The 22,363-nt window shown below is 60.9% G+C and carries 22 protein-coding genes; 10 read left to right on the top strand and 12 right to left on the bottom strand.

Annotated features, from left to right (window positions below; genetic code table 11):
- Window positions 1–62: 62 nt before the first annotated feature.
- Both ISP19_RS18720 and ISP19_RS18715 read right to left on the bottom strand, forming a co-directional pair.
- A complete protein-coding gene (locus ISP19_RS18720; RefSeq protein ID WP_204683939.1) occupies window positions 63–497 on the bottom strand; it encodes an NlpC/P60 family protein in 435 nt (144 codons plus the stop codon).
- 5 nt (window positions 498–502) lie between these two features.
- A complete protein-coding gene (locus ISP19_RS18715) occupies window positions 503–1,789 on the bottom strand; it encodes an MFS transporter (protein WP_379945894.1) in 1,287 nt (428 codons plus the stop codon).
- Window positions 1,790–2,015: 226 nt separating this feature from the next.
- Here ISP19_RS18715 and ISP19_RS18710 point away from each other — a divergent pair, with 226 nt between their 5' ends.
- Window positions 2,016–2,780: an alpha/beta hydrolase family protein gene (locus ISP19_RS18710; RefSeq protein WP_204683937.1), complete on the top strand. Its 765-nt coding sequence runs from the start codon at window positions 2,016–2,018 to the stop codon at window positions 2,778–2,780.
- Between the two features lie 95 nt (window positions 2,781–2,875).
- The gene (locus ISP19_RS18705; protein ID WP_204683936.1) at window positions 2,876–3,988 is read left to right on the top strand and encodes a calcium:cation antiporter; all 1,113 of its coding nucleotides are present in this window, start codon (window positions 2,876–2,878) and stop codon (window positions 3,986–3,988) included.
- Window positions 3,989–4,003: 15 nt separating this feature from the next.
- Here the strand turns inward: ISP19_RS18705 and ISP19_RS18700 are convergent, their stop codons facing one another.
- The 3 genes from ISP19_RS18700 to ISP19_RS18690 form a co-directional block, all read right to left on the bottom strand.
- Window positions 4,004–5,224, bottom strand: coding sequence for an SGNH/GDSL hydrolase family protein (locus tag ISP19_RS18700; RefSeq protein WP_204683935.1), 1,221 nt, complete (start codon window positions 5,222–5,224; stop codon window positions 4,004–4,006).
- Window positions 5,225–5,368: 144 nt separating this feature from the next.
- Complete coding sequence (locus ISP19_RS18695) at window positions 5,369–5,854, bottom strand: DUF3455 domain-containing protein (RefSeq protein WP_204683934.1); 486 nt, start codon at window positions 5,852–5,854, stop codon at window positions 5,369–5,371.
- Window positions 5,855–5,944: 90 nt separating this feature from the next.
- Window positions 5,945–7,246: an alpha/beta hydrolase family protein gene (locus ISP19_RS18690; protein WP_204683933.1), complete on the bottom strand. Its 1,302-nt coding sequence runs from the start codon at window positions 7,244–7,246 to the stop codon at window positions 5,945–5,947.
- A gap of 360 nt (window positions 7,247–7,606) precedes the next feature.
- On the opposite strand from ISP19_RS18690, the gene ISP19_RS18685 reads away from it, so the two are divergent.
- The 3 genes from ISP19_RS18685 to ISP19_RS18675 all read left to right on the top strand — a co-directional run bounded on the left by ISP19_RS18685 (window position 7,607) and on the right by ISP19_RS18675 (window position 9,603).
- On the top strand, window positions 7,607–7,963 hold the full coding sequence (locus ISP19_RS18685) for a hypothetical protein (protein ID WP_204683932.1): 357 nt from the start codon (window positions 7,607–7,609) through the stop codon (window positions 7,961–7,963).
- 75 nt (window positions 7,964–8,038) lie between these two features.
- The gene (locus ISP19_RS18680) at window positions 8,039–8,584 is read left to right on the top strand and encodes a Spy/CpxP family protein refolding chaperone (protein ID WP_204683931.1); all 546 of its coding nucleotides are present in this window, start codon (window positions 8,039–8,041) and stop codon (window positions 8,582–8,584) included.
- Window positions 8,585–8,742: 158 nt separating this feature from the next.
- Entirely contained in the window at window positions 8,743–9,603 is an 861-nt protein-coding gene (locus tag ISP19_RS18675; protein ID WP_204683930.1) for an alpha/beta fold hydrolase, read from the top strand.
- A gap of 89 nt (window positions 9,604–9,692) precedes the next feature.
- On the opposite strand, the gene ISP19_RS18670 is transcribed toward ISP19_RS18675, so the two are convergent.
- Entirely contained in the window at window positions 9,693–10,286 is a 594-nt protein-coding gene (locus ISP19_RS18670) for a class I SAM-dependent methyltransferase (RefSeq protein ID WP_204683929.1), read from the bottom strand.
- 101 nt (window positions 10,287–10,387) lie between these two features.
- On the opposite strand from ISP19_RS18670, the gene ISP19_RS18665 reads away from it, so the two are divergent.
- A complete protein-coding gene (locus ISP19_RS18665; protein WP_204684378.1) occupies window positions 10,388–11,122 on the top strand; it encodes a 2OG-Fe dioxygenase family protein in 735 nt (244 codons plus the stop codon).
- Window positions 11,123–11,140: 18 nt separating this feature from the next.
- On the opposite strand, the gene ISP19_RS18660 is transcribed toward ISP19_RS18665, so the two are convergent.
- The gene (locus tag ISP19_RS18660; RefSeq protein ID WP_204683928.1) at window positions 11,141–12,589 is read right to left on the bottom strand and encodes an alkaline phosphatase family protein; all 1,449 of its coding nucleotides are present in this window, start codon (window positions 12,587–12,589) and stop codon (window positions 11,141–11,143) included.
- A gap of 122 nt (window positions 12,590–12,711) precedes the next feature.
- Entirely contained in the window at window positions 12,712–13,614 is a 903-nt protein-coding gene (locus ISP19_RS18655) for a LysR family transcriptional regulator (RefSeq protein ID WP_204683927.1), read from the bottom strand.
- 134 nt (window positions 13,615–13,748) lie between these two features.
- On the opposite strand from ISP19_RS18655, the gene ISP19_RS18650 reads away from it, so the two are divergent.
- The 3 genes from ISP19_RS18650 to fabV all read left to right on the top strand — a co-directional run bounded on the left by ISP19_RS18650 (window position 13,749) and on the right by fabV (window position 18,013).
- Window positions 13,749–14,513, top strand: coding sequence for an SDR family NAD(P)-dependent oxidoreductase (locus ISP19_RS18650; protein WP_204683926.1), 765 nt, complete (start codon window positions 13,749–13,751; stop codon window positions 14,511–14,513).
- 26 nt (window positions 14,514–14,539) lie between these two features.
- Window positions 14,540–16,606 carry a ferritin-like domain-containing protein gene (locus ISP19_RS18645; RefSeq protein ID WP_204683925.1) on the top strand — a complete coding sequence of 689 codons (2,067 nt, stop codon included), beginning with the start codon at window positions 14,540–14,542 and terminating at the stop codon, window positions 16,604–16,606.
- A gap of 201 nt (window positions 16,607–16,807) precedes the next feature.
- Window positions 16,808–18,013, top strand: coding sequence for an enoyl-ACP reductase FabV (gene fabV / locus ISP19_RS18640; RefSeq protein ID WP_204683924.1), 1,206 nt, complete (start codon window positions 16,808–16,810; stop codon window positions 18,011–18,013).
- 209 nt (window positions 18,014–18,222) lie between these two features.
- Here the strand turns inward: fabV and ISP19_RS18635 are convergent, their stop codons facing one another.
- A complete protein-coding gene (locus ISP19_RS18635) occupies window positions 18,223–18,978 on the bottom strand; it encodes a DeoR/GlpR family DNA-binding transcription regulator (RefSeq protein WP_204683923.1) in 756 nt (251 codons plus the stop codon).
- Window positions 18,979–19,061: 83 nt separating this feature from the next.
- Here ISP19_RS18635 and ISP19_RS18630 point away from each other — a divergent pair, with 83 nt between their 5' ends.
- Window positions 19,062–19,664: an NUDIX domain-containing protein gene (locus ISP19_RS18630; RefSeq protein ID WP_204683922.1), complete on the top strand. Its 603-nt coding sequence runs from the start codon at window positions 19,062–19,064 to the stop codon at window positions 19,662–19,664.
- 85 nt (window positions 19,665–19,749) lie between these two features.
- Here ISP19_RS18630 and ISP19_RS18625 read toward each other — a convergent pair whose 3' ends face one another.
- The 3 genes from ISP19_RS18625 to ISP19_RS18615 all read right to left on the bottom strand — a co-directional run bounded on the left by ISP19_RS18625 (window position 19,750) and on the right by ISP19_RS18615 (window position 22,260).
- Window positions 19,750–20,913, bottom strand: a complete 1,164-nt coding sequence (locus ISP19_RS18625; protein WP_284384948.1) for a YncE family protein — start codon at window positions 20,911–20,913, stop codon at window positions 19,750–19,752.
- A 113-nt stretch (window positions 20,914–21,026) separates the two neighbouring features.
- A complete protein-coding gene (locus ISP19_RS18620) occupies window positions 21,027–21,842 on the bottom strand; it encodes a creatininase family protein (protein WP_204683920.1) in 816 nt (271 codons plus the stop codon).
- Window positions 21,843–21,945: 103 nt separating this feature from the next.
- Window positions 21,946–22,260 carry a hypothetical protein gene (locus ISP19_RS18615; RefSeq protein WP_204683919.1) on the bottom strand — a complete coding sequence of 105 codons (315 nt, stop codon included), beginning with the start codon at window positions 22,258–22,260 and terminating at the stop codon, window positions 21,946–21,948.
- Between the last annotated feature and the right edge of the window lie 103 nt (window positions 22,261–22,363).

Here is a 22,363-nt window from a genome sequence, read left to right as displayed (position 1 = left end):
CCGCGCTTAGCGCGGCGTTTTTCATACCCCATGCGCACGGTCCAAAAAACGCCACTGCCCGGTCAGCGCGGCGACTCCGGCCAACGATAGCCAAGCACCGAATCAAGTGGATAGGCCAGCTCGCGCACCTCTTCAAGCTGATTGCCGCCGAACAGGTATACCGACTCTGCATCATGCCGCAGGTAGAAACCGACGTGCCCCTTCCAGCCACCTGGATCGTCGCGGGTGAGTACGACCACGCAGCCGTAAACGGGTTGATCGAGCGCCTGGCCCCACTCGAGCCAGGATCGCGCCAGAGCCGATCCCGTGCCGCGTATACCTGCGTTTCCAAAGCACCAGTTGATAAACGACGAGCACCAGGAAATCTTGTCGTCATAGCCCACCAGGTTGGTATGACCGTTGTATTCGACAATACGCGGATTGCTCTCACCCGGACCGAAACGCCGGACGCCCTGTTCGGTGACGGCGATCGACATCCAGGCTGGCTCGTGAGCCACAACGCTCATCCTTCGCCGTCCACCTGCGCGACTGGCCGGGGCCTGAGCATCAAGGCCAGCATGCTCAGCACCGCCGCTGCCGACAGGTAATACCCCACATAGTCAAGGCCATACGTCCTGGCCAGCCAGGTGGCGAGATACGGTGCCAGCGAAGCACCGAAGATACCCGCCATATTGAAAGCCAGCGATGCACCGGTATAACGCACAGCGGTGGGGAACATCTGCGCCAGTACCGCGCCTAGCGGACCATAGGTGATGCCGACCACACACATGCCCATCACCATGAACAACATGCCGTTATGGGCGAACAGCGGCGCATAGGCGATGCCGAACGCAAAGATCAGCACGGTGGCAAGCATCATGGTGAAGCGATTGCCGCGCCGGTCCGCCAGCCATGCGGACAACGGAATGAAGATCGCAAAAAACACCACGCCGACCATCTGCACGATCAGGAACGATTCACGCGAGTAAGCCAGTTTGGAAGTGGCCCAACTCAGCGCGAACACCGTCATCAGGTAGAAGATCACGAACGTGGCCAGTGCCGCAAACGTGCCGGCGATCAGTGCCCGCGTGTGCTGCGTAAGCACGTTGAATATGGGCACCTTGACGCGTTCGTGCTGCGCCATCGCGCGTGCGAATGCGGGCGTTTCCGTCAGGCGCAGACGCATCCACAAACCCACCACAACCAATACCGAGCTGGCGATGAACGGCACACGCCAGCCCCAGACAAAGAACGCGCTGTCGCTCATGTTTTCCGTGAGCCACAAGAACAGGCCGGTGGCGATGAAGAAACCAATCGGCGCGCCAAGCTGCGGGAACATCCCATACCAGGCCTGCTTGCCTTTCGGCGCATTCTCGGTGGCCAGCAACACCGCACCGCCCCACTCACCACCCAGGCCAAGTCCTTGTCCCAGCCGGCATAGCGAAAGCAGGAAAGGTGCGATCACGCCAATATGCGCATAAGTCGGCAGAAGACCGATCACCACGGTCGAGATGCCCATGGTGAGCAACGCCGCCACCAGGGTGGCCTTGCGTCCGACGCGATCGCCGAAATGACCGAACAGCGCCGAGCCGATCGGCCGTGCAATGAAAGCCAGCGCGAAGGTGGCAAACGATTGCAGCATGGCCGAAGCCTGATCGGCTGATGGGAAGAACAGCTTGGGAAAGACCAGGACCGCCGCGGTCGCGTAGATATAGAAATCGAAGAACTCGATAGTGGTACCGATCAGGCTGGCAAACAGAACTCGGCTCGGCGAATTGAGCGGTGTGGTCAAAGCATCCCGCATGTCCAGATATCTCTCGTGGCAAGTGGACCGATTCTGCCAGAGGCGGCAAGCATGCGGTGCAGGTTTTGGTCATGTGGCAACGCAGGACGGATAGCTGATCGATGCCTTCATCCGCCATTAGCCGGAATGAGCCACAAAAAAACCGTCCAACGGCACTTACTAGCGGCCGATGACATCAATACACAATCTCCGATAGGGTTCACCTCAACCACTTTCCGCCAGGGATCTGCACATGGAGGACGTCAGCAAGCAAGTGCTGGGCATGCTGATTCCACTCATCGTTATCGCCGCCGCTTTTATCGGCATGCTTTTCTTTGTCGCTCACCGTTTGATTTATCCTGCCCCGCCGGCTTCCGGGCCATGGGGTGCACTGGTCGTGCAACGGCCCGACCTGACACTTCGCGGCTGGATCGTGCATCCGGATGCCGAAGACGCCTGGGTCATCTTCGGCGGCAATGCGCTTCCGCTCGCCCCGGTGGGTGAAGCATGGCGCGGCTGCACCGGCCGGGCGCTGTATCTGATGCCTTACCGCGGCTACGAAGGACAGGCTGGAAGTCCAAACGAAAAAGATCTGGTGGCGGATGGCCTGGCGCTGGTCAGACAGGCGCAAAAGACGCACCGTCACGTCGGCATCATCGGCATCAGCCTCGGCACAGGTGTCGCCACCGAAGTCGCCGTACAAGCGCGCCCTGACAAGCTGCTGCTGATTACCCCCTATGATCGTCTCGATCTCGTGGCGCACGACCATTTCCCTTATCTCCCGGTCCGCTGGCTGATGCGCGACACCTACGACAGCGCGTCAGCCGCCCGGCAGCTCGGCGATGTGCCGGTAGCCCTGTTGCAAGCCGATCAGGACGAGATCATTTCCCAGGCCCGCACGCAGGCGCTGGCCGCGGCCTTGCCGACACCACCCATCGCCTGGCAACACGTGCCGACCACTCACAACGGGGTCTGGGATCGTCCCGAGCTTTGCGAGTTTGTGCGCCGGGGCGGCTAATGCGCCCACACACAATCATCCAATCCCCATGCCGCCTCTCTACCACTTAATATCCGGGCCAGGATTCCGGCACAGCGAAGAGGATCGACAGCATCATGCAGATCGCGATGACATCCATGCGTCCGTTTATCGGCTGGCTCACCGTCGCATGCTTCCTGCTGTTCGGGGCGGGCTGGATGGGCAACCTCGACCATGCCATGGCGCTCGGCCTGTTCTTATGGTTGTTCCTGGTGATCGTGTGGGTCGCCTTTGGCGTGGTGCACGAGGCCGAAACATTGGCCGAGATGCTGGGCGAGCCGCTGGGCACGCTGGTGCTGACGCTTTCCATCGTCGTGATTGAAGTGGTGCTTATTTCAGCCGTGATGTTGAGCTCGCAGGGCAACGCCACGCTGGCGCGCGACACGATGTACGCGGTGCTGATGATCGTACTCAACGGCGTGGTGGGGCTTGGCCTGCTGATGGGTGGCATCCGGCATTACGAGCAGAACTACAACCTGAAAGGCGCATCGGCGTATTTGTCGGTGATCATTCCGCTCACCATCATCGCGCTGGTGCTGCCGGACTTCACTACAACCACGCCCGACGGCACCTTGTCGCCGCTGCAAGCTGCGATATTCTCGCTCCTCACCGTCGGCCTGTACGGCATTTTCCTTTGGCTTCAGACGGGTCGGCATCGCGGCTACTTCATCGCGCCGGACGCCCAGCCGATCGATCCCAAGGAAATGGCGCATCATCGCCCGCAGAAGCTCGACAAGAAAGCACTGCTTGTTCACTTCATCCTATTGCTGGTGAACATCCTGCCGATCGTCATTCTCGCCAAGAGCATGGCGAAGATTCTCGACTATGGCATCGCAGTCACCGGCGCGCCCGCCGCATTGGGCGGTATCATGATTGCCATTCTGGTGTTCGCGCCCGAAGGCATTTCGGCACTGAATGCCATTCGCGCCGACCGGCTGACCCGTGCCGTCAATCTTTGCCTTGGCGCAGTCGCCTCGACCCTGGGACTTACCGTTCCCGCCGTGCTCGGCATTAGTCTCTATACCCACCATCCGGTGCTGCTTGGCTTGGCGCCTTCAAGCATCGTGATGCTGATTTCGACCTTGATTCTCAGCTCGATCACGTTCTCCAACTCGCGCACGACCATGCTGGAAGGCGCCGTGCACCTGTCCTTGTTTGTCGTGTTTCTGGTGTTGGTGTTCAACCCCTAGGGATGTTCTGATTCATTACTTGCCCAGCGCGAACAGCCCCAGATCAATCGAGTCGGCCATCGCCTTGTAACCGGCGTCATTCGGATGCAGGTGATCGCCACTGTCGTAGGCCGGCAGGAAGCGGTCCGGATGTGCCGGATCGCGGGTGATCCTGTCGAAATCGATTACCGCATCGAACGCACCCGAGCTTCGTATCCAGGTATTTATAGCCTGACGTTTCACCTCGCCTTCGGGCGTGTGATACGGCCACCCCACACCACCAAACGGCGTCAGCGTTGCGCCATAGATCTTGATGCCTTTCGCGTGTGCCCGCGCGACCAGGGTTTTCATGCCGTCGATGATTTGCTGGGCGGACACATCATCCTTGGGCGTGGCAGGCTGCCCGGCCGCGCCGATGTCATTGATTCCTTCCAGCAGCACGATCCAATGCACACCAGCTTTGTCCAAGGCATCCCGTTCAAAACGCGACAATGCACTCGGACCCATGCCGTCATTCAAGATGCGATTGCCACTGATACCCGAATTGACGACGGCAACCGACGCCGTCTTCGGCGTTGCCTGCAGGCGAGCCGCCAACACATCCGGCCAGCGGCGATTGGCATCGGCTGTTGATTGATAGCCGTCCGTAATTGAATCACCGAAGGCCACCAAAGCCCGCGCAGGCGCAATCGCCTTTACCTCGACATCCGTAAGGAACAGTCGACTGCCGAGCTGTTCGGCATGCATGAGTTCCGTCGCTGCGGTCGCATCACCATGGCCAGTGATATAGGCCTCGGCGTGCGCATCACCATGAATCGTCGATGGCCCGGTTGGCTTGGGCAGATACATGCTGACGGCGAGTTCCTGCAACGCGGCGACACGCATGGCGAGAGGGTCACTCAACACGCTCTGGCCCCTGAAGATCGTGACCGTCGATTGACCTGCAAAGGTGAGTGCGTGATCGCTACCCGGCTGGATGGCCGATCCACTCGCTTGCAGGGCCACATGCACCGGTCCGATCACGATCGGCTCGGCACCATTGAGATTGGATAGACGGATACGCAGTGCACTGCCGCCCACACTCGTTCGGATAACCTGACGCACCGTTTGCGATTGCAGTGCGGGACCGACTGCGTCAGGTGGCGCACCCCATGAGCCAACCCACGACTCCGCCCCCGTGGATGCAGCGCATGTCGCGACCGCCACCGAACAGAACACCAAGCCGATCGCGACCCGCTTCACTATCGAACAGCGCATACCTTCCCCTTTGCTCACGGTGCTGGTCAGAACGGCGCTCAATCGATGCGTTCCAGGTGGGCACAACGGGCGGACATCTAACCACGCGCCACAAAGCAGCACATAGACCGATGATCACATCATTGTCGCGCCGGCATCCACCGCTCAACCGCGAAAGAACAGATACACCGCACTGTACGGCACTCGCACTTCACTGCCCGCGTGAGCGGCATCGCAACCCGCCGCCGGCGCAACACCACCTTGGGTGCGCGTGCGGATGACGTATTGCACATTTGCCATCAGGCCGTTGCCGCTGTGTGATTTGGCCTGCAGGACAAGCCAGGGAATGGTGCCAGCATCCGGCGACGGCGACATGTTCAAAAGCTGACCTACCACCGTGCTGCCATCATTGGCCTGCCAGCTTGGCCCGGCGAAATGCTTGCCGATAGTGTTGCCGTTGGCGTCCTGCAAGCTTGCATCAGGAGCCTTCAAGCTCCACGCATAACCACCAGTGGACGCCTTGCAGGTATAGATCTGCACGCCCTTGCCCACGGCTTCGATCGCCGGCGCCTTGGCGGACTGACCCTGCGCATGGACCGCCCCGGTCAGCATCACAAAAAGCACAGCACACCCCATTGATGACTTCCGCACGGCATGTCTCCTCTATCAGAAAACCCAACACCTGCATGAACCAGTGCGGACTATCTTATCGACGAAATACGACAGTCGCCGTATCCCCAGTCACGCCCCGATCTTCTGTATCGTCACCGGCTGCCCGTACTTGGCCGCCAACCAGTCGAACAAGGTGCCATGCCAAAGGCTGGGCGCGCCGATCTGGCAGTGTTCACTGCCGCCGGAAATGCGATCGAACACGACGGTAGTTACGCTACGTGCGCCCGTAAGGCTGTTGCGGAAGGCATCCACCTGATCTTGCGGCACGAAATGATCGTCGGCTCCGGCCAGGATCAGCACATCGGCCTTGATCCGCGATGCGACCGGCGCCAGCGTGTAGGGCTTGAACGCATCGATGACCCCGAGCGGTGTTTTCACGCCGAACACCCACATGCCGTTCTCCACCGACCACACCGCGCCCGGATCACCCGATCCATGCTTGGACATGGCATTCAACACGCCGTCATAGCCGTGTTTGCGTAGCCAGAAGACAAATGGCGGAACATGGCGCGTGGCGATGGCTTCACCATCGAAAAACTCGTCATACGCCACCACGCCGCTGATGCGCGGATCAAACGCGGCTGCGCGCGGTGCAAGGTAACCACCCATGCTTTCGCCAATCAATACGATCTTGCCGGAGGTGACATGCTTGGCGAGAAACGCATCCAGCACTGCACCGTTCGGCTTCTCCCATTGCGGTGTAAAGGTGAGCCCCTGCTCGCGCAATACCGAGCCCTGCCCCGGCCCTTCATAAGTCAGCACAGAATATCCGCGTTGCAGAGCTGCCGCGACCACGTGGAAGTACAGTTCTTCCATCGTGCTGTCATAGCCACCCACGACGACCAGCAAAGGTTTGTTCTCCGAACCGGCCAGTCCGGGATAATAGACCGCATTCAAGTGGTACTTGCCGTACGGAACAGGGATGCGTTCGTATTTGACGCCAAGCACATCAAGCCCTTTGTAAAAGGCAGCAATGTTTTTCTTCCATACCAACGCCCGCTTGGCATCCTCCGGCGCAAGGAAAAATTCGGCCGCGCGATAGTAGTTATGCGCGCGCAGCAAGGCGTTTCCCTTTGAAATCGGATCGTCGGTGCGATTGGCCAGCGCCATGGCGCGATCACCCGCGGCATTCCAACGTTCATACCAACCCTGCGCATCGCCTGCCTTGAGCCCGGCGATAGCCTGATTCACCTCACCCGCATCGCCACCCACGACTCCAATGTCACTAAGCACTCGCAAAGTCTCGAAGTTGTAGGTCTGATCCGTGAAGTAACGCGGATTGCCCAGATCCACGGGCGGGCGATCCGCCACGTGCCAGATCACGGCAGCCAGAATCAAGATGAATGCCCCGATGAAAATGCGCTTGCGCATGATGGCACCTTCCGCTTCAAGTCCGGGTTATGCGGGCTTTCCCCAGCCCGCGCCATGCAAGCCCATTGTGGGAATCGGATTAGCAGCAACCAGTGACAGCTGTCAGTCGCCAGTCATGCATTCCGCATGCCGAGCAGCAAAGCGACGCTTGCCGTACTGGATGAACCAATCCCCACGCAGGCTCGCGCCTTGAATAAAACTACACGTGATTTGTCATAGACTCCGTGCACGGCGAAGGATAGCGACGTGCCAGGTGTCATAGTCGTTGTCGATGATCGCCACGTGGACTTTCATCTTCGCAGGCACGCGATACTGGCCCGGTGCATGCGACAAACGTTGCATATTGAGGAGGGTAAGTTGATGACTCGAACCTCGCGCACCCCGCTATACCGACAGCTTGCGGCCGTGGCCATCGCTCTTGCGATGGTGGCCCCGTCGATGCCGGTGCAGGCGCAATACCGTCCCGGCCCCGGCTGGCACCGCCCGCCGCCACCGCCACCGCCCCGCTGGGATCGCCGCCATCGTGGCGGTGACGGCGCAGGCGTGGCGATCGCAGCCGGATTGCTTGGCGTGGTAGCCGGCGCGGCTATCGCCAACTCCGCTGCTGCAGCCTCGCAGCCGCCACCGGGCGTGGTCTATCAGTCATCGGCACCGCCGCCGCCCCCGCCGCCTGGCGTGGTCTATTACAACAACGGCGCTCCGCCCCCGGGCTACTAAGCGTTCCCGCGTATCCAGCCACTTGGCGCCCTTATCGGGCCGTCCCAGGCCTGTACTCATGCATTGGAGCTACCCATGATGAAACATTTCATTCGCAAGGCTGCCATACCTGCCGCATTGTCGCTGGTGCTGTTGGCCGGCACCGCCATGGCGCAAAGCACGGCGCCGGCTTCGGCCACTTCGTCTTCCGCTGCGCCCGCCGCCAAGAAATCGCACATGCAACGACGCATGGACGAGGTGGAACAACAGATCGGCGATCTGCACGATGAACTAGGCATCACCGATGCCGAATCGACCCAATGGGATGCCTACGCCCAGGTCATGCGCGATAACGCCAAGCGCACCGGCGAAGCCTTGCGTGATCGCCACAAGAGCATGGAGACGATGAACGCGGACGAGTCCATGAAGTCCTACGCGCAGCTCTCTCAGCTCAATGCGGACAACATGCAGAAACTGTCGAGCGCCTTCAGCGCCCTGTACGCAGTACTTTCGCCGCAACAGAAGCAGACGGCCGACGATCTATTCAAGAACCGTCCACCGCGCGCGGGCGGCCCGGGCCATGGCCCCAAGGGGGGCAAGCCGGCCAGCGCATCCTCCTCGGCTTCCGCGCCCAGCACCTGAGCCAAGCGCCGGAGGGCTCCTCACGAAGGCCAGGGGCGCTGCATGCCTCTGGCCTTTGCTTATGCAAACACCAGGCGCGGTCATGAATCGAGACGCGCACACTGTTAATCGCCAATCGGCACAAGGCACAATCCAGTCAGTGATGGTGGAGGGCCAGTATGGCGATTGAAGGCAATGTCGTACTTGCCGATGGCCGGAACATAAGTTTTGCCGAATACGGCTCGCCCGATGGTCACCCGGTGTTGTACTTCCACGGTGCGCCGTCGTCACGGCTGGAGCCGTTGCTGATCGGCGATGATGTTTTCGTCCGTCTGGGCTTGCGCATCATTGCGCCGGATCGTCCTGGCATGGGTCGCTCCAATTTCCAGCCTCATCGTGGCTTTTCGGATTGGCCGGGTGATGTGACCGCCTTGGCCGACTCACTCGGACTGCACAAATTTTCGATACTGGGCAACTCCGGTGGCGGCGTCTACGTTGCTGCCTGTGCGGCACGCATTCCGGAGCGCTTGCATAGCGCGGTGATTGTGTCCGGCGCCTGGCGCATGGATCAGTCGCACCTGCTTACCCATCTGCCTCTCGTGATGCGGATGACGTGGCTGCTGGCAAAGCATGCGCCCGCGTTGTTGCGCTTGCTGCTCAAGAACATGTCGGCATCCGTGGGCAGCGATCTGGCGCAGATGAAAGACATCCTGCCCCAATCGGACTACGACGCTCTCGAACGCCACGGGCGCTACGAAGCCTTCAGCTATGTCCTGCGTGAAGCCATGCGTCAAGGCTCCAAGGGTCCAGCCTGGGATATGCGCCTGTATGTGCATCCACTGGATGTCCGCCTGCAGGACATACGCATGCCCTTGCATGTTTTTCATGGCGAGAAAGACTCGAACGTGCCCATCGCGATGGTCCGCGAGGCGCTGACTGACATTCCTTCGGCCAGGCTGACCGCGTATCAGCATGAAGCGCATCTGTCGACCCTGTGCAATCGGTTTGATGACATTGCCAAGGCATTGCTCAAGGGTTAGCCCTCTATCTGGCCGCTCGCCAGGGGGATATGCCGAGTGCGGGCCGAAGCCGTCGAGGTCATCGAAGCGCTATGCATGCGTGGCGTTTTTTATGTCTGCGCTTTCCGAACAATCAGCCGGTGCACGTTCTTTCCCGAAGACTGGCTGATCGCTTCTTCGTCGAAGAGTACGGCGTTGCCTGCGCAGGCATCGAACACCACGTGCTGGTCGAACGATGCATACAAACGCTGATGCTTGTCGCGCAGTGACTCCCCTTCCGTCACCCGCCAGCTAAGAAACATCACGCCATCCGGCATCAGCAGATCCAGCAGGCGGCGCACTGAAGGACCGATCTGTGCCGGCGCCAGATGCATGATGACGGTTTCACACAGCACATTGCGAAACTGCCTGGATGGCACGCCTTCCAGTTCCGGCAGCGCTGCCTGCGTGAAACGCAAATGGGGGTAACGCGCACGCGCCTGCTCCAGCAAGCCTTGCGACGCGTCGTAACCGCTCACCTCGAAACCATGTTCGTGCAACCAGGCCATATCCCGCCCCGAACCACAGCCCACGTCCGCCGTGAGTCCCGGGGTGAAATAGCGCGTCAAGAGCGCATACATATCGTCCGGCGCGGGCTGCTCGTGCCACTCACCGGCGAACTGGCCTGCTTCGCTGTCGTAGGCATGTACGGTGCGCTTGTCCATGAGCTTGCTCCTAGCGATGCCCAGATCAATTCTGCAGGCGGCATGATCTCGTCGCGGGAAAGCCGATGCTGACGCTACCCGCCCGCCTCTATAATGGCAGCATGTCTATCTCGCACAACTCGTTGGCTCCAGCGCTGTTCGATGCCATGCAGCGCGGGGGTTTCTCCTTCGTCACCGCCGATGTCATGCAGCCGCTGTTGCAGTCGGCCGGTGAACTCGCCGATTGGCCGGCTTTTGCAGCCAGTTGGAATCGGCTCGGCCCGGACCCCTATCTTGCGGCCAAGGGCCGCTTCCGGCGGCGGCGGCACGCCACCTTCACGGCCAGCGCGCACGGCGGCGTGGAACTCGCAGCGCATCAAGCGCATTACCAGTCGCTGCAATACAACGCCCTGCAGGGCGACATCGAGCGCTGGTTCGAGCCGATTGAACCTGTGATCGCGGGTGGCGACAGCTTGCGCACCATCCTCGCCTTCTGCCATGCATTCTTCGGCTCGTTGGCGCCTTCCGTGTCACGCTGGCACGTGGAAGTGCATCAGTTCCGCATCGAAGCCAGCGCCGATGCCGCGGGTGAACCCACGCCTGAAGGCAGCCACCGCGATGGCGTGGATTTCGTGCTGGTGCTGTTGGTGGATCGCCACAATATCGCCAGCGGCACCACCACCATCCATGCGCCGGACGGAAAGTCGCTGGGTGATTTCACCTTGACGCATCCGTACGATTCAGCCTTGATCCACGACCCACGCGTCTTTCATGGCGTCACGCCGGTCATGCCCTTGATCCCCGGGGAGCCGGCGCATCGCGATGTGCTGGTGGTAACGTTCCGCGCAAAACCTTGATGGCGCCCCAACCAAACGTCAACGCTTCGCAGTCTTGCGACTCGCCTTCCATGCACCGAGCCGCTCCTTGATATAGCGGTCGTAGTCGTAGCCTGTTTCCAGCCTTGGCGGCGGACGATGCGTGCCGTCGCGCGCATCCGGCACCGGCAGGCGTGACACCAGGTCGGCATATACCTCCTGCAAATGCGATGGCTGATTGGCGGATGGATTCGCGCCGCTCGATACCGGAACGGCAACCCCTGCCAGCGGATCATCCGTGCGCGGCGTGGTGAGGCTGAGTACGGCACCGACATCCGGCGCGGCGGCATCGCGCGCGGTGAGTGCCGGCAGATTCCAGCGCTGCTCGACGGTCTTGAGAATCGAGGTGTGATCGAACGGCATGGAACCTGTCGGCACGCGAAACACGGTGCCTGCCGGGATCAGCGGCGAAATCAGCAAGGTCGGCACACGCGGACCGAAGCGCGTGAAATCGAAGCCATACTCGCCGGCGGTCGAATCCGGCGGAATGGCGCCGGATGGCGGCGGAACGTGGTCGAAGCAACCGCCATGCTCATCGTAGGTAACGATCAGCAGCGTCTGGTTCCAGTTCGGCCCGTTGCGCAAGGCGTAATACACGTCATGCAGAAATTGTTCGCCGAGCGCGACATCGTAATTCGGATGCTGGCTGTTGCCGGTCGATCCCCAGCTCGGCTCAAGAAACGCGTAGGAAGGCAGTGCGCCGCTCGCCGCATCGCTCTGGAAATCGGTGAACTGGCCAAAGTAGCTGTCGGCAAGATTAGTCAGATCGGTGAAGGTTTGCCGGGTCAGCGGCTCCGCATCGTAGCCATAGATTTTCCAGCTGAGGTTCTGTTTGCTCAGCGCAGGATAGATGGTCGGCGCGGTAAAGGTTTTGGTGTTGTCGTCCATGTGGCCTTGCGAAGTAGCCGCGTGGACAAAGGCACGATTGGGCAAGGTTTCGGTAGGCACGGAACCGTACCAGTAATCACACACCGCAAAGCCGCTTGCCAAGGCGGAAAGCACCGGCAAGGTATCCGGCGTGTGCATGCCCATGATGTCGTTGGCGACGGTGCCGGCGAGGATCGAATAGTTTTCCTTCGCTTCCCAGCCCAGGGTATAGGAGAAATTACTGATGAAACCCTGGTTGGTTGCCACCGGCGGCGTTGGCGCAGTATTGCTGCCGAACAACTGCGAATTGGTGGCCGTATAGCCTTCGCCGGGATCAGCGCCCGGCATGTAATAAGTGCTGCTGGTCCCCGGCTGAATCTTGAACACGATGACGGGTTCGGTACCACCCGAGCCGGGGTTGGATTCGTTGCCGGACAGACCTTCGAAAGCCTGTCCCGCCGGTGAAACATTGCCAGCCGCGGTATAGAGAAAACCCAGCATGTGATCGAAGGAGCGGTTCTCCAGCATCAGCACCACAATGTGGTTGATCGCCGATAGCGGATTGGCATTCGTCGCGGACATGTATCACCTGTTGGCAGGATGAAACGGCATTTCGCCACAAACCATGTTTACTCGGCGTCGTTTTGCACGACCCGATCAAACTAATCCGCTTGTATGACACTTTTCCGCAACAGGAACGCGATTCACGCCGGGTCCAGATAAGGCGCCATGATGCCGCGCAGCCAGTCCATGAATACCTGCACGCGCGCCGACAGATTGCGGCGCTGCGCATACAGCAGCGATACCGGCATCGGCTCGGCGCGGTATTGCGGTAACACTTCGATCAGTTGCCCTTGCTCGATCCATTGCGTCAAGCCCACACGCGGCGCCTGGATCATGCCGAGGCCTGCAAGACAGGCTTCCTGATACGCCTCGACGCTGTTGACCGTCAACACGCCTTGCATCGGAACATAACGGCACTCGGCAGCTTCCAGGTATTCGAAGCCGGGCGGACGCTGCCCCAAGGTCGATACGTAGTGAATCATCTTGTGCCGGTGCAGGTCGTCAAGCTCGCGCGGCACGCCATACTCTTGCAGGTAGGCCGGACTGGCGCAGTTGGTGATCGGAAACGTGCCCAGCGGCCGCACGACCAGACTGGAATCGGTAAGCGTGCCGACCCGCAGCACGCAATCGAAACCTTCGCCCACTACGTCGACACGGCGATCGGTACAACTCAGTTCCAGTTCGATCTGTGGATGTTCACGCAGGAACCGCGGCAAGTGCGGAAGGATGCGCCGGGCAATGCTGCTATTCATGTCGACCCGCAAGCGCCCGCTGATCGATTGCGGCGCCTGCTGGAACATGCTGGTCAGCTCATCCATATCCGCCAGCAACGTCTTGCATCGCTCATAGAAGCGCTGGCCATCCTGGGTCATCTGCACCTTGCGGGTGGTTCGATGCAGCAATTGCGTCCCCAGTTGCGCTTCCAGCTGCTGCACAGCGGTGGAGGTACTGGCCTTGGGCAGTCCCAGGCTGTCCGCCGCCTTGGTGAAACTGGCCAGTTCCGCCACCCGCACGAAGATGTGCATGGCTTCGATCCGATTCATGGTGCATCTCCCAACGGCCGTTCAATTGTTCGTTTTTCACGAACACAGCACTCATGATCTGCCAGTTTATGCGACCAGTACAGATCAATATGCTGGGCTCCGTTGGTTCACTTCCCCCTAGCCGGAGATAACCCATGAGCACATCAACCCCCATCGCCCTGATCACCGGCGGCAGCCGCGGCCTGGGCAAAAGCATGGCCCTGAAGCTGGCCGAACACGGCACGGACGTCATACTGACCTATCGCTCCAACCAGGCGGACGCCGAGGCGGTGGTCGCCGCCATCCGAAAACTCGGCCGCCGCGCCGTCGCGCTGCCGCTGGATGCCGGCAAGGCATCGAGCTTTCCCGCCTTCGCCGAACAACTGCGCGCCGCACTCAAGGAGCAATGGCAACGCGACCAGTTCGACTACCTGGTCAACAACGCGGGGGTTGGCGTTCACGCCAGCTTTGCGCAAACCACCGAAGCGCAGTTCGACGAACTGGTGAACGTACACTTCAAGGGCGTGTTTTTCCTGACCCAGACCCTGCTGCCCATGATCGCTGACGGCGGCCGCATCCTGAACATTTCCACCGGACTGGCCCGCTTCGCGCTGCCCGGCTACGCGGCATATGCGGCAATGAAGGGCGCGATCGAAGTGCTGACCCGCTATCTCGCCAAGGAACTGGGTGCGCGCCGCATCGCGGTCAACACGCTGGCACCCGGCGCGATTGAAACCGACTTCGGTGGGGGCGTGGTGCGCGACAACGCCGATGTGAACGCGTTTATCGCCTCGCAAACCGCGCTGGGACGCGTGGGCCTGCCTGACGACATCGGCGGCGCCGTGGTCTCGCTGCTGTCGAAGGAAAGCGGCTGGATCAACGGTCAGCGCGTCGAAGCATCGGGCGGCATGTTTATCTGATTCGGAAAACGGGAATCGGTATAAGCTTGTTCGTCGACGGAGTTTGCAGTCTTTCCGATTCCCTACTCTCGATTCACGCCGAAGAGGGCGCCGCCGTGGTCAGCTACAGCCCCTTGCATTCCACCACTCCCAGCCGCGAGCAGGCCCTGCATGCGTTGTACGAAGCGGCGGAGCTTGAGCACTGTCTGATGTGCACCTATCTCTACGCCGCCTTCTCGCTGAAGTCGTCGATTGATGAAGGGCTGACGGCCGACCAGCTCGAAGCCGTCACCCGCTGGCGCCGTATCATTCTGCAAGTGGCCACCGAAGAAATGGGCCATTTGATGGAGGTGTGGAATATCACCGTCGCATTGGGCGGCGCACCGCGTGTGGGGCGCTCCAACTTTCCGCTCGATCCCGGTTACCTGCCCGCCGGTGTGGTGGTGAAGCTTGCGCCGTTCAACATGGCGACGCTGCAACACTTCATCTATCTGGAACGCCCTGCCGGCTCCAGCGAACCGGATGGCGATGGCTTCACACCCGAACGCGTGTTCGTGCGCGGCGCCGCGGGTCCGCGTCTTACACCGATGGGCGTGGACTACGACACCGTCGGCGCATTTTACGAAACGCTGGGTCGCGGCTTATGCCTGCTTGCAGAGGAGCACGGCGAAAGCGGTGCCATGTGCGGCGACCCTGCCCTGCAATTGTCATCGGAAGAAGTCGCCCTGCCCGGCTGCAAGCGGGTCATTTGCCTCAAGACCGCCCTGGAGGCCTTCAACGCCATCATCACCCAAGGCGAAGGCGCACCACAGAACACCGTGGATTCGCATTATCAAAAGTTTGCGGCGATACGTGCGGAATACCAGCAGTTGCTTGCCGAAGACCCGTCTTTCGTACCGGCTTTTCCCGCCGCCACCAATCCGGTGCTGCGCCGGCCGCCACGTCCTGAAGGCCGCGTGTGGCTGGAGGACGAACGCGCCATCGCCACGGTGGATCTGGGCAACGCCACCTATGGATTGATGCAACGCCTGCTGGCCTACACCTACGCCGTGCCCAAGGGTGATCCCGACAAGAGCCTGGCGCTGGATCTTTCCATCGGCCTGATGCATGCGTTGACGCCGTTGGCCGAGCGCGCCGCGCGGCTGCCGGCCGGACCGTCCAATCCCGCCTGCCATGCAGGCATGTCGTTTATCGCCTTGCGCGATGCCTCGGCCCTGCCGCCGGGCCCCGGCGCACGCCGCTTCTTCTGCGAACGCTTCCAGCAACTGGCCGAAGCGGCGGAACGTATGCAAGAGCGCGGTGATCCGCGCACGATTACCGCCGCTTCGATCCTCTCCAAGCTGGCGCAACGCGCCAAGCAAGGCTTTGACCTTACCCGCCCGCCTCCCTGGGCGGTGCAGGTGGCCGCCCCGGCAAGCATTGCACCGGCAGCTCCGATACCCGCGCCACCGGTATCGGTATCGACACCCGATGGCGTCGAACAGGTCGACGGCGAAAAACTCACCGTGTTGTACGAAACCAAGCGCTGTATTCACGCGCGCTTCTGCGTGACGTGCGCACCAACGGTTTTCCTGGCCAATGTGCAAGGCCCGTGGATTCATCCCGACACGATGGACGTGGAGCGCTTGGTGGAGATCGCCCACGCCTGCCCTTCCGGCGCCATTCGCTACAAGCGGCGCGACGGGCGTCCAGACGAAGGCGCGCCACCGGTCAATCTTGCCTCAACACGCGAGGCAGGCCCATACGCATTCCGCGGCGATCTTCGGCTCAATGGCGAATTCGCCGGCTATCGCGCCACGTTGTGCCGATGCGGCGCTTCAAAAAACAAACCTTTCTGCGATGGCTCTCACCATGACGCCGGCTTTGTCGCCACCGGCGAGCCACCCACCGCCGATTCCACGCCAACCCTGCCCGTACGCGACGGTCCGCTGCACATCGATCCGCAGCTCAATGGGCCACTGAAAGTGCGCGGCAATCTGGAAATCATCAGCGGCACCGGTCGCGTGGTGACGCGTGTCACCAGCGCCTTTCTATGCCGCTGCGGACATAGCCAGAGCAAGCCGTTTTGCGACGGTAGCCATGCCAAGGCGGGGTTTGAGGCGGACGGGGCGTAAGGCCCGCTTAATCTGCCGCAGGAAGCTGTTTTCCCGTTGGATTGTCCCCTCACCGTAACCCTCTTCCCGAAGGGGAGAGGGGCATTGGCGCTTGGAAAGTTTCGGAAAAATGTTCAGAAGGGAGCTCAGACGCTCCCTTCGCCAGCGAATGTTGCCTTGGCCCTTTACAATACGCGGCTTGTCGTTGCTAGAGGACTCTTCGTGATCATCCATCCCAAGGTTCGTGGCTTTATCTGCATTACCGCGCATCCCGTCGGCTGCGAGAAAAACGTGCTGGAGCAGATCAATATCACCAAGGCCAGCGGCGCGTTCGCGTCCGGCCCCAAGCGGGTGTTGGTGATCGGCGCCTCGACCGGTTATGGATTGGCATCGCGTATCACGGCGGCGTTTGGCTACGGCGCGGCGACCCTCGGTGTATTTCTCGAAAAGCCTTCCAGTGAAACCAAGCCCGGCACCGCCGGCTGGTACAACTCTGCGGCGTTCGACAAGCTCGCCAAGCAGGCGGGTCTGTACAGCCGCTCCATCAATGGCGATGCGTTTTCGCATGAAACCCGCCAGCGCGCGATCGAGCTGATCAAGAACGAAATGGGCGGCCCGATCGACCTCGTGGTCTACTCGCTGGCCTCGCCCGTGCGCAAGATGCCCGATAGCGGCGAGCTGGTGCGCTCTGCGCTGAAAACCATGGGCAACACCTTCACCGCCTCCTCGGTCGACACCAACCGCGACACCGTGGTGCAAGCGACGGTTGAGCCGGCAACCGAGCAGGAAATCAAGGACACCGTCGCAGTGATGGGCGGCGAAGACTGGGCCTTGTGGATCGATGCGCTGAGCCAGGCCGGCGTGCTGGCCAAGGACGCCACCACCATCGCCTACAGCTACGTCGGCACCGAAATTACCTGGCCGATCTATTGGCACGGCACGCTGGGCCAGGCCAAGCAGCATCTGGACAACACCGCGCGCGAACTGCGCACGCGTCACGCCGGCGAGGGCCTGCACGCCTACGTGGGCGTGATGAAGTCGGTGGTCACCCAGGCCAGTTCGGCCATCCCGGTGATTCCGCTGTACGTCTCCATGGTGTTCCGCATCATGAAGCAAAAGGGTATTCACGAAGGCACCATCGAACAGATCAACCGCCTGTTCCACCAATGCCTGTATCGCCTGGATGGCAAGGCGCCGGAAACCGACAACGAAGGCCGCCTGCGTCTGGATGACTGGGAATTGCGCGACGACGTGCAACAAGCCTGCAAGGCGCTGTGGCCGACCGTAACCACGGAAAACCTCTGGGAAGAAACCGACTATGCCGGTTACAAACACGACTTCCTGCGTCTGTTTGGCTTCGACCGCAAGGATGTGGATTACAACGCCGAAGTGAATCCGGACGTGCATTTCGACGTGGTCGAGTCCTGAGGTCTTTCGATTCAACTGTAAACCCCATCCCGTCGTCCCGGCGCAGGCCAGAGTCGCTTCACAACAGCGAAGCTGGTCACCCAGCGACTTCCGCTTAAAGCTCGTTCTGTGCGCCTATGCATCGAGAGCAAAGTCGCTGGGCCCCGGCCTGCGCCGGGGCGACGAGCGGTAGAGTCATGCGGACCGGAAGTCGCTCTGATTAATCCGCCTTAAGCCCGCAAAATCACCATCCCCAAAGCCGCAAACGGATCAGTCACCGCCTCCGGCGTATCCCCATCCACGATCAACGTGGCCGCCGCGTTCGCCGGCGCAATCACATACGGCGAAGCCGCATTGAGCTTCTCGGCTGACGCAAGCACCACCACTTCTGCCGCACGCGCAGCCAGCGCACGCTTCACATACGCTTCTTCGAGATCCCCCGTGCTCAGTCCTTCGGTGGGATGCACGCCCGTCACGCCCATGAAGTAGGTATCGGCACGGATATGCCCGATGGCCTCGATCGCCGCCGCACCCACGTTGACGATGGAGTGCTTGAACAGCCTTCCGCCGATCATCACCACCTCGATGCCCGGATGATCGACCAACGCCACCGCCACGCTGGGGCTGTGCGTCACCACCGTCGCCTGCAAGGTGGCAGGCAGATGCCGGGCCAGCTGCACGCAGGTCGTCCCGCCATCAAAGATCACCACCTGCCCCGGTGAGATCAGGCTGGCTGCCTTGCGCGCGATGGCCGATTTGGCATTCGGGCTGATCTGCTGGCGCTGCACGAAATCGCCCGCCGCGGGCGACGACGGCAACGCCCCGCCATGGACCCGCTGCAGCAGGCCCTCGGCGGCAAGTTCGCGCAAATCGCGCCGAATGGTGTCCTCTGAGACCTCAAAGGCCTCACTCAGTGTCTTGGCGACAACCTGCCCCTCCCGCTTCAGCGCGGCCAGGATGGCTTGTTTGCGGTGGCTGGTCAGCATGGTGCGTGCATGATATTCATTGACTTTGCACGATATTGCACGTTATCGTTTTTGGCAACCCGTGTCCGCCTGGAGTCCCGCTCATGGCCGAAACCACCGACCGCGTCCGCGTCATCGAAAGCCAGGTGCTCTCGGACGACTGGTACCTGCTGAAGAAAACGGTCTTCGACTTCCGCCGTGCCGATGGCAGCTGGCAGCGCCAGCAACGGGAAACCTATGATCGCGGCAACGGCGCCACCGTGCTGCTCTACCAGTTGGCGACGCGTCGCGTGGTGTTGATCCGCCAATTCCGCTTTCCCGCCTACGTCAACGGCCACGACGGCATGCTGGTCGAGGCACCGGCCGGGTTGCTCGATCAGGCCACGCCCGAACAACGCATCCGCGCGGAAGTGGAAGAAGAAACCGGTTATCGCGTGGGCGAAGTGCGCAAGGTATTCGAGGCGTTCATGAGCCCCGGCTCGGTGACCGAGAAGCTGTACTTCTTCGTGGCGGAGTACGACGCCGCATCAAAGATCAGCCGTGGCGGTGGTATCGAGGAAGAAGGCGAAGATATCGAAGTGCTGGAGCTGCCCTTCGATGCGGCCATGGCGATGGTCAAGCGCGGCGAGATCGTGGATGGAAAGACCATCATGCTGCTGCAGTACGCGGCCCTGCATGTGTTCCACGGCGCCAGCTCCACGCCTTGATCAACGCAATGCCTGCGCGATCAAACAAAAAGGGCGGGACTGACCCGGCAAGCAGCCCGGCCAATCCCGCCCTCTCAGGCATCGATCAACGCATGATGCCGGTGTGACCCAGCGAGTAACGGCCCGGCTGCGGCCATACCGCCAAACCATGCGGCTCCATGCCGACCTTGATGATCTTCACCTTGCCGGTGGTGGTGTCGAACGCATACACCACGTCATCAAAGCGACCCGACAGCCACAGCCACTTGCCATCCGCCGTGACGTTGCCCATGTCCGGACTGCCACCACCCGGGATCGGCCAGTTGGCAACGACCTTGCGCGTGGCGAAGTCGATCACCGACACGCTGCCCGGACCATTGCGCGGACCGTGCACCTTGTTTGAGCCACGATTGGCAACATACAGCTTGGTACCGTCACGGCTGGGATACATGCCGTGCGTGCCGATGCCGGTCTTGATGAAACCGATCTTGGTGAAGCTGTCACCGTCGATCAGGAACACGCCGTCGGCCATCATGTCCGCCACGTAGAACACCTTGCCATCCGGCGAAACGCGGATGTCCTGCGGCATGCCACCCTTGCGCAAATCCAGATAGCCGAGCACTTTCTGGTGAACCATGTCGATCTTCGCCACCTTGCCGCCGAACTCGCAGGTGAAGATGGCGTACTTGCCGTCAATCGAAAAATCGGCGTGATTGATGCCCTTGCACTCCGGCACCTGCAGGCTGCTCTTCAGCGCCATGGTGTGCGCATCGCGGAAATCCAGGCGCGCATGCGCTTCGGCCACCACGATGGCTTCCTTGCCGTTCGGCGTGAAGTACATGTTGTACGGATCGTCGACCATCACTTCCTTGCCGGGCTTGCCGGTCATCGGATCGATCGGCGTGAGGCTGCCGTCGGTGCGGCCTTCGGCGTTGTTGGTCACCCACAGGGTTTTCAGATCCCACGACGGCACGACGTGCTGCGGGCTGTAGCCGACCTTGAATTTGTCGACCACCTTGAACGTGGCCGGATCGATCACGTAAACGTCGTTCGAACGCAGGTTGGGCACATAGATGCGCTGCAACGCACCCTTCACTGCCGGACTGAACATGTCGTAGCCGGCATCGCTATACATGTTGCTGGGATTGGTCACCGGCGGCATGCCGGGAACGGTGGTGACTGTTTGCGCCGCAGCGGCGACGGAAACACACAAACCTGCCAGGACCACACCGGCACGCAAGGCAAGATGCCCAAGACGATCAAATTTCACAGCAAATTCCCTATGTAGAGAAAGCAATAAAAAAACACCACCGATTGCCGTCGAACTTCTGCTTGTGCTCATATGTCTGGACGCCAACCGGCAAATACATTTACGGACCGACGTCAACGCCCCGCCGTGTCTCTCCGAATGGCGTCGACCGTGCGCGAAACTATAGCATCGACACCCAGCTGGCCGAGTTCGGCGCTGGAGCGACGGGGATCGCCGTCATAGACGCCATCCGCCGCACCCGGCTTGGGCGCCGCCTTCAGCTCGCTCAGTCGGACCATCTGCGGCGCGACAGCCAATTGCAGCGAGGTATCGGCCAGGCCCGCGTGGGTGCCGATTTCGTCATCGCGATAACCGTGCTGGCGCAGGATCTGCGCATAGCCATCCGATGACGTCTCGTAATACTCCGGCGGCAGGATCGCGCGGGCATTGGTGCCGGCCCAGGTTTTATTGAGATGCGCCACCACCTGCTTCAGATCCTTCTGGTAACCGCCGTGGTCACCCAGAAACACGATGTTGCGAAAGCCATGCACCGCGAAACTATTGGCCGCCGATTCCAGCAGCTTTTCGAAAACATCGTCCGGAATGGTAATGGTGCCTGGAAAGCGCATGTGCGAGGTCGGCGGTGCGTAACCACCTTCCGGGACATAGGCCACCACCGGCGCAACCAGAGCATTGCCCAACCGCTGCGCGATCTTCTCGGAAAGATATTCCGCCCGCACATTGTGCTTGCCCACTGCGACATACGGACCGCTTTGCTCGGTGCCGCCGATCGGAATGATGATGGTGGTCTTGCCCGCGCGAACCTGATCGCGCAGCTCGGTCCAGGTGAGGTTTTGCAGCTGCACCGTTTGCGGTGCCTGAGCGAACGACGCGTGCGCGGCGATCAGCAAAACGACTGACGCGATAACACGTCGTAATGAATGGCGCATGTTCAACAAGCCTTGCGTGAACAACGAAAGGAAGAATGGCGCGTATGGTTACACGCCATTCTCTTCAATGCACCTGCATAAGCCTAGTTGCCCGCGTTTTGCCTCATTCGCTTTCCGGGATGGCCCTGCGGAAAACTGCCTCCCAATAGGCCATGCGTTCGGAATACGCCTCGCGAACCGACGCCGGCTGGTCGTCCTGCAAACTGCGTACAAGGGTAATCGGCAGTGTCTTCGAAGCCAGCTGCCGCCAGGTATCGGCAGCATCCCGCAAGTGGGAATGCGAACACAGCAACGCGGCGATCACCTGCTGATCCACCATCTGCTGCGCGTTGAGCGCCATCACGCCCTCCAGCGCCATATCGGTGCGCGCGGAAAGAAACGCCACGGCTTCACCCCAGTTATTGAAGCTGAATTCCATGGGCCGCTCCTTGCATGAATGGGGACGGCCCGAGACTATCACCAAGGGGAGCAGGACTTTGTCACGATCATGTCTAGCGCAAGCATTCCGCGCGAATACGCAA

This window comes from Dyella flava, from assembly GCF_016904955.1.
GTDB classification, from domain to species: Bacteria; Pseudomonadota; Gammaproteobacteria; order Xanthomonadales; family Rhodanobacteraceae; genus Dyella_B; species Dyella_B flava.
The sequence above is the reverse complement of the archived record's forward strand: the minus strand, read 5'-3'. Positions and strand labels throughout refer to the sequence as shown.

Coding starts and splice junctions, on each gene's coding strand:
- ISP19_RS18710 (WP_204683937.1), top strand. CDS start 2,016: ATGGAGGACGTCAGCAAGCAAGTGCTGGGCATGCTGATTCCACTCATC.
- ISP19_RS18705 (WP_204683936.1), top strand. CDS start 2,876: ATGCAGATCGCGATGACATCCATGCGTCCGTTTATCGGCTGGCTCACC.
- ISP19_RS18700 (WP_204683935.1), bottom strand. CDS start 5,224: ATGCGCTGTTCGATAGTGAAGCGGGTCGCGATCGGCTTGGTGTTCTGT.
- ISP19_RS18690 (WP_204683933.1), bottom strand. CDS start 7,246: ATGCGCAAGCGCATTTTCATCGGGGCATTCATCTTGATTCTGGCTGCC.
- ISP19_RS18685 (WP_204683932.1), top strand. CDS start 7,607: ATGACTCGAACCTCGCGCACCCCGCTATACCGACAGCTTGCGGCCGTG.
- ISP19_RS18680 (WP_204683931.1), top strand. CDS start 8,039: ATGATGAAACATTTCATTCGCAAGGCTGCCATACCTGCCGCATTGTCG.
- ISP19_RS18675 (WP_204683930.1), top strand. CDS start 8,743: ATGGCGATTGAAGGCAATGTCGTACTTGCCGATGGCCGGAACATAAGT.
- ISP19_RS18670 (WP_204683929.1), bottom strand. CDS start 10,286: ATGGACAAGCGCACCGTACATGCCTACGACAGCGAAGCAGGCCAGTTC.
- ISP19_RS18665 (WP_204684378.1), top strand. CDS start 10,388: ATGTCTATCTCGCACAACTCGTTGGCTCCAGCGCTGTTCGATGCCATG.
- ISP19_RS18660 (WP_204683928.1), bottom strand. CDS start 12,589: ATGTCCGCGACGAATGCCAATCCGCTATCGGCGATCAACCACATTGTG.
- ISP19_RS18655 (WP_204683927.1), bottom strand. CDS start 13,614: ATGAATCGGATCGAAGCCATGCACATCTTCGTGCGGGTGGCGGAACTG.
- ISP19_RS18650 (WP_204683926.1), top strand. CDS start 13,749: ATGAGCACATCAACCCCCATCGCCCTGATCACCGGCGGCAGCCGCGGC.
- ISP19_RS18635 (WP_204683923.1), bottom strand. CDS start 18,978: ATGCTGACCAGCCACCGCAAACAAGCCATCCTGGCCGCGCTGAAGCGG.
- ISP19_RS18630 (WP_204683922.1), top strand. CDS start 19,062: ATGGCCGAAACCACCGACCGCGTCCGCGTCATCGAAAGCCAGGTGCTC.
- ISP19_RS18620 (WP_204683920.1), bottom strand. CDS start 21,842: ATGCGCCATTCATTACGACGTGTTATCGCGTCAGTCGTTTTGCTGATC.
- ISP19_RS18615 (WP_204683919.1), bottom strand. CDS start 22,260: ATGGAATTCAGCTTCAATAACTGGGGTGAAGCCGTGGCGTTTCTTTCC.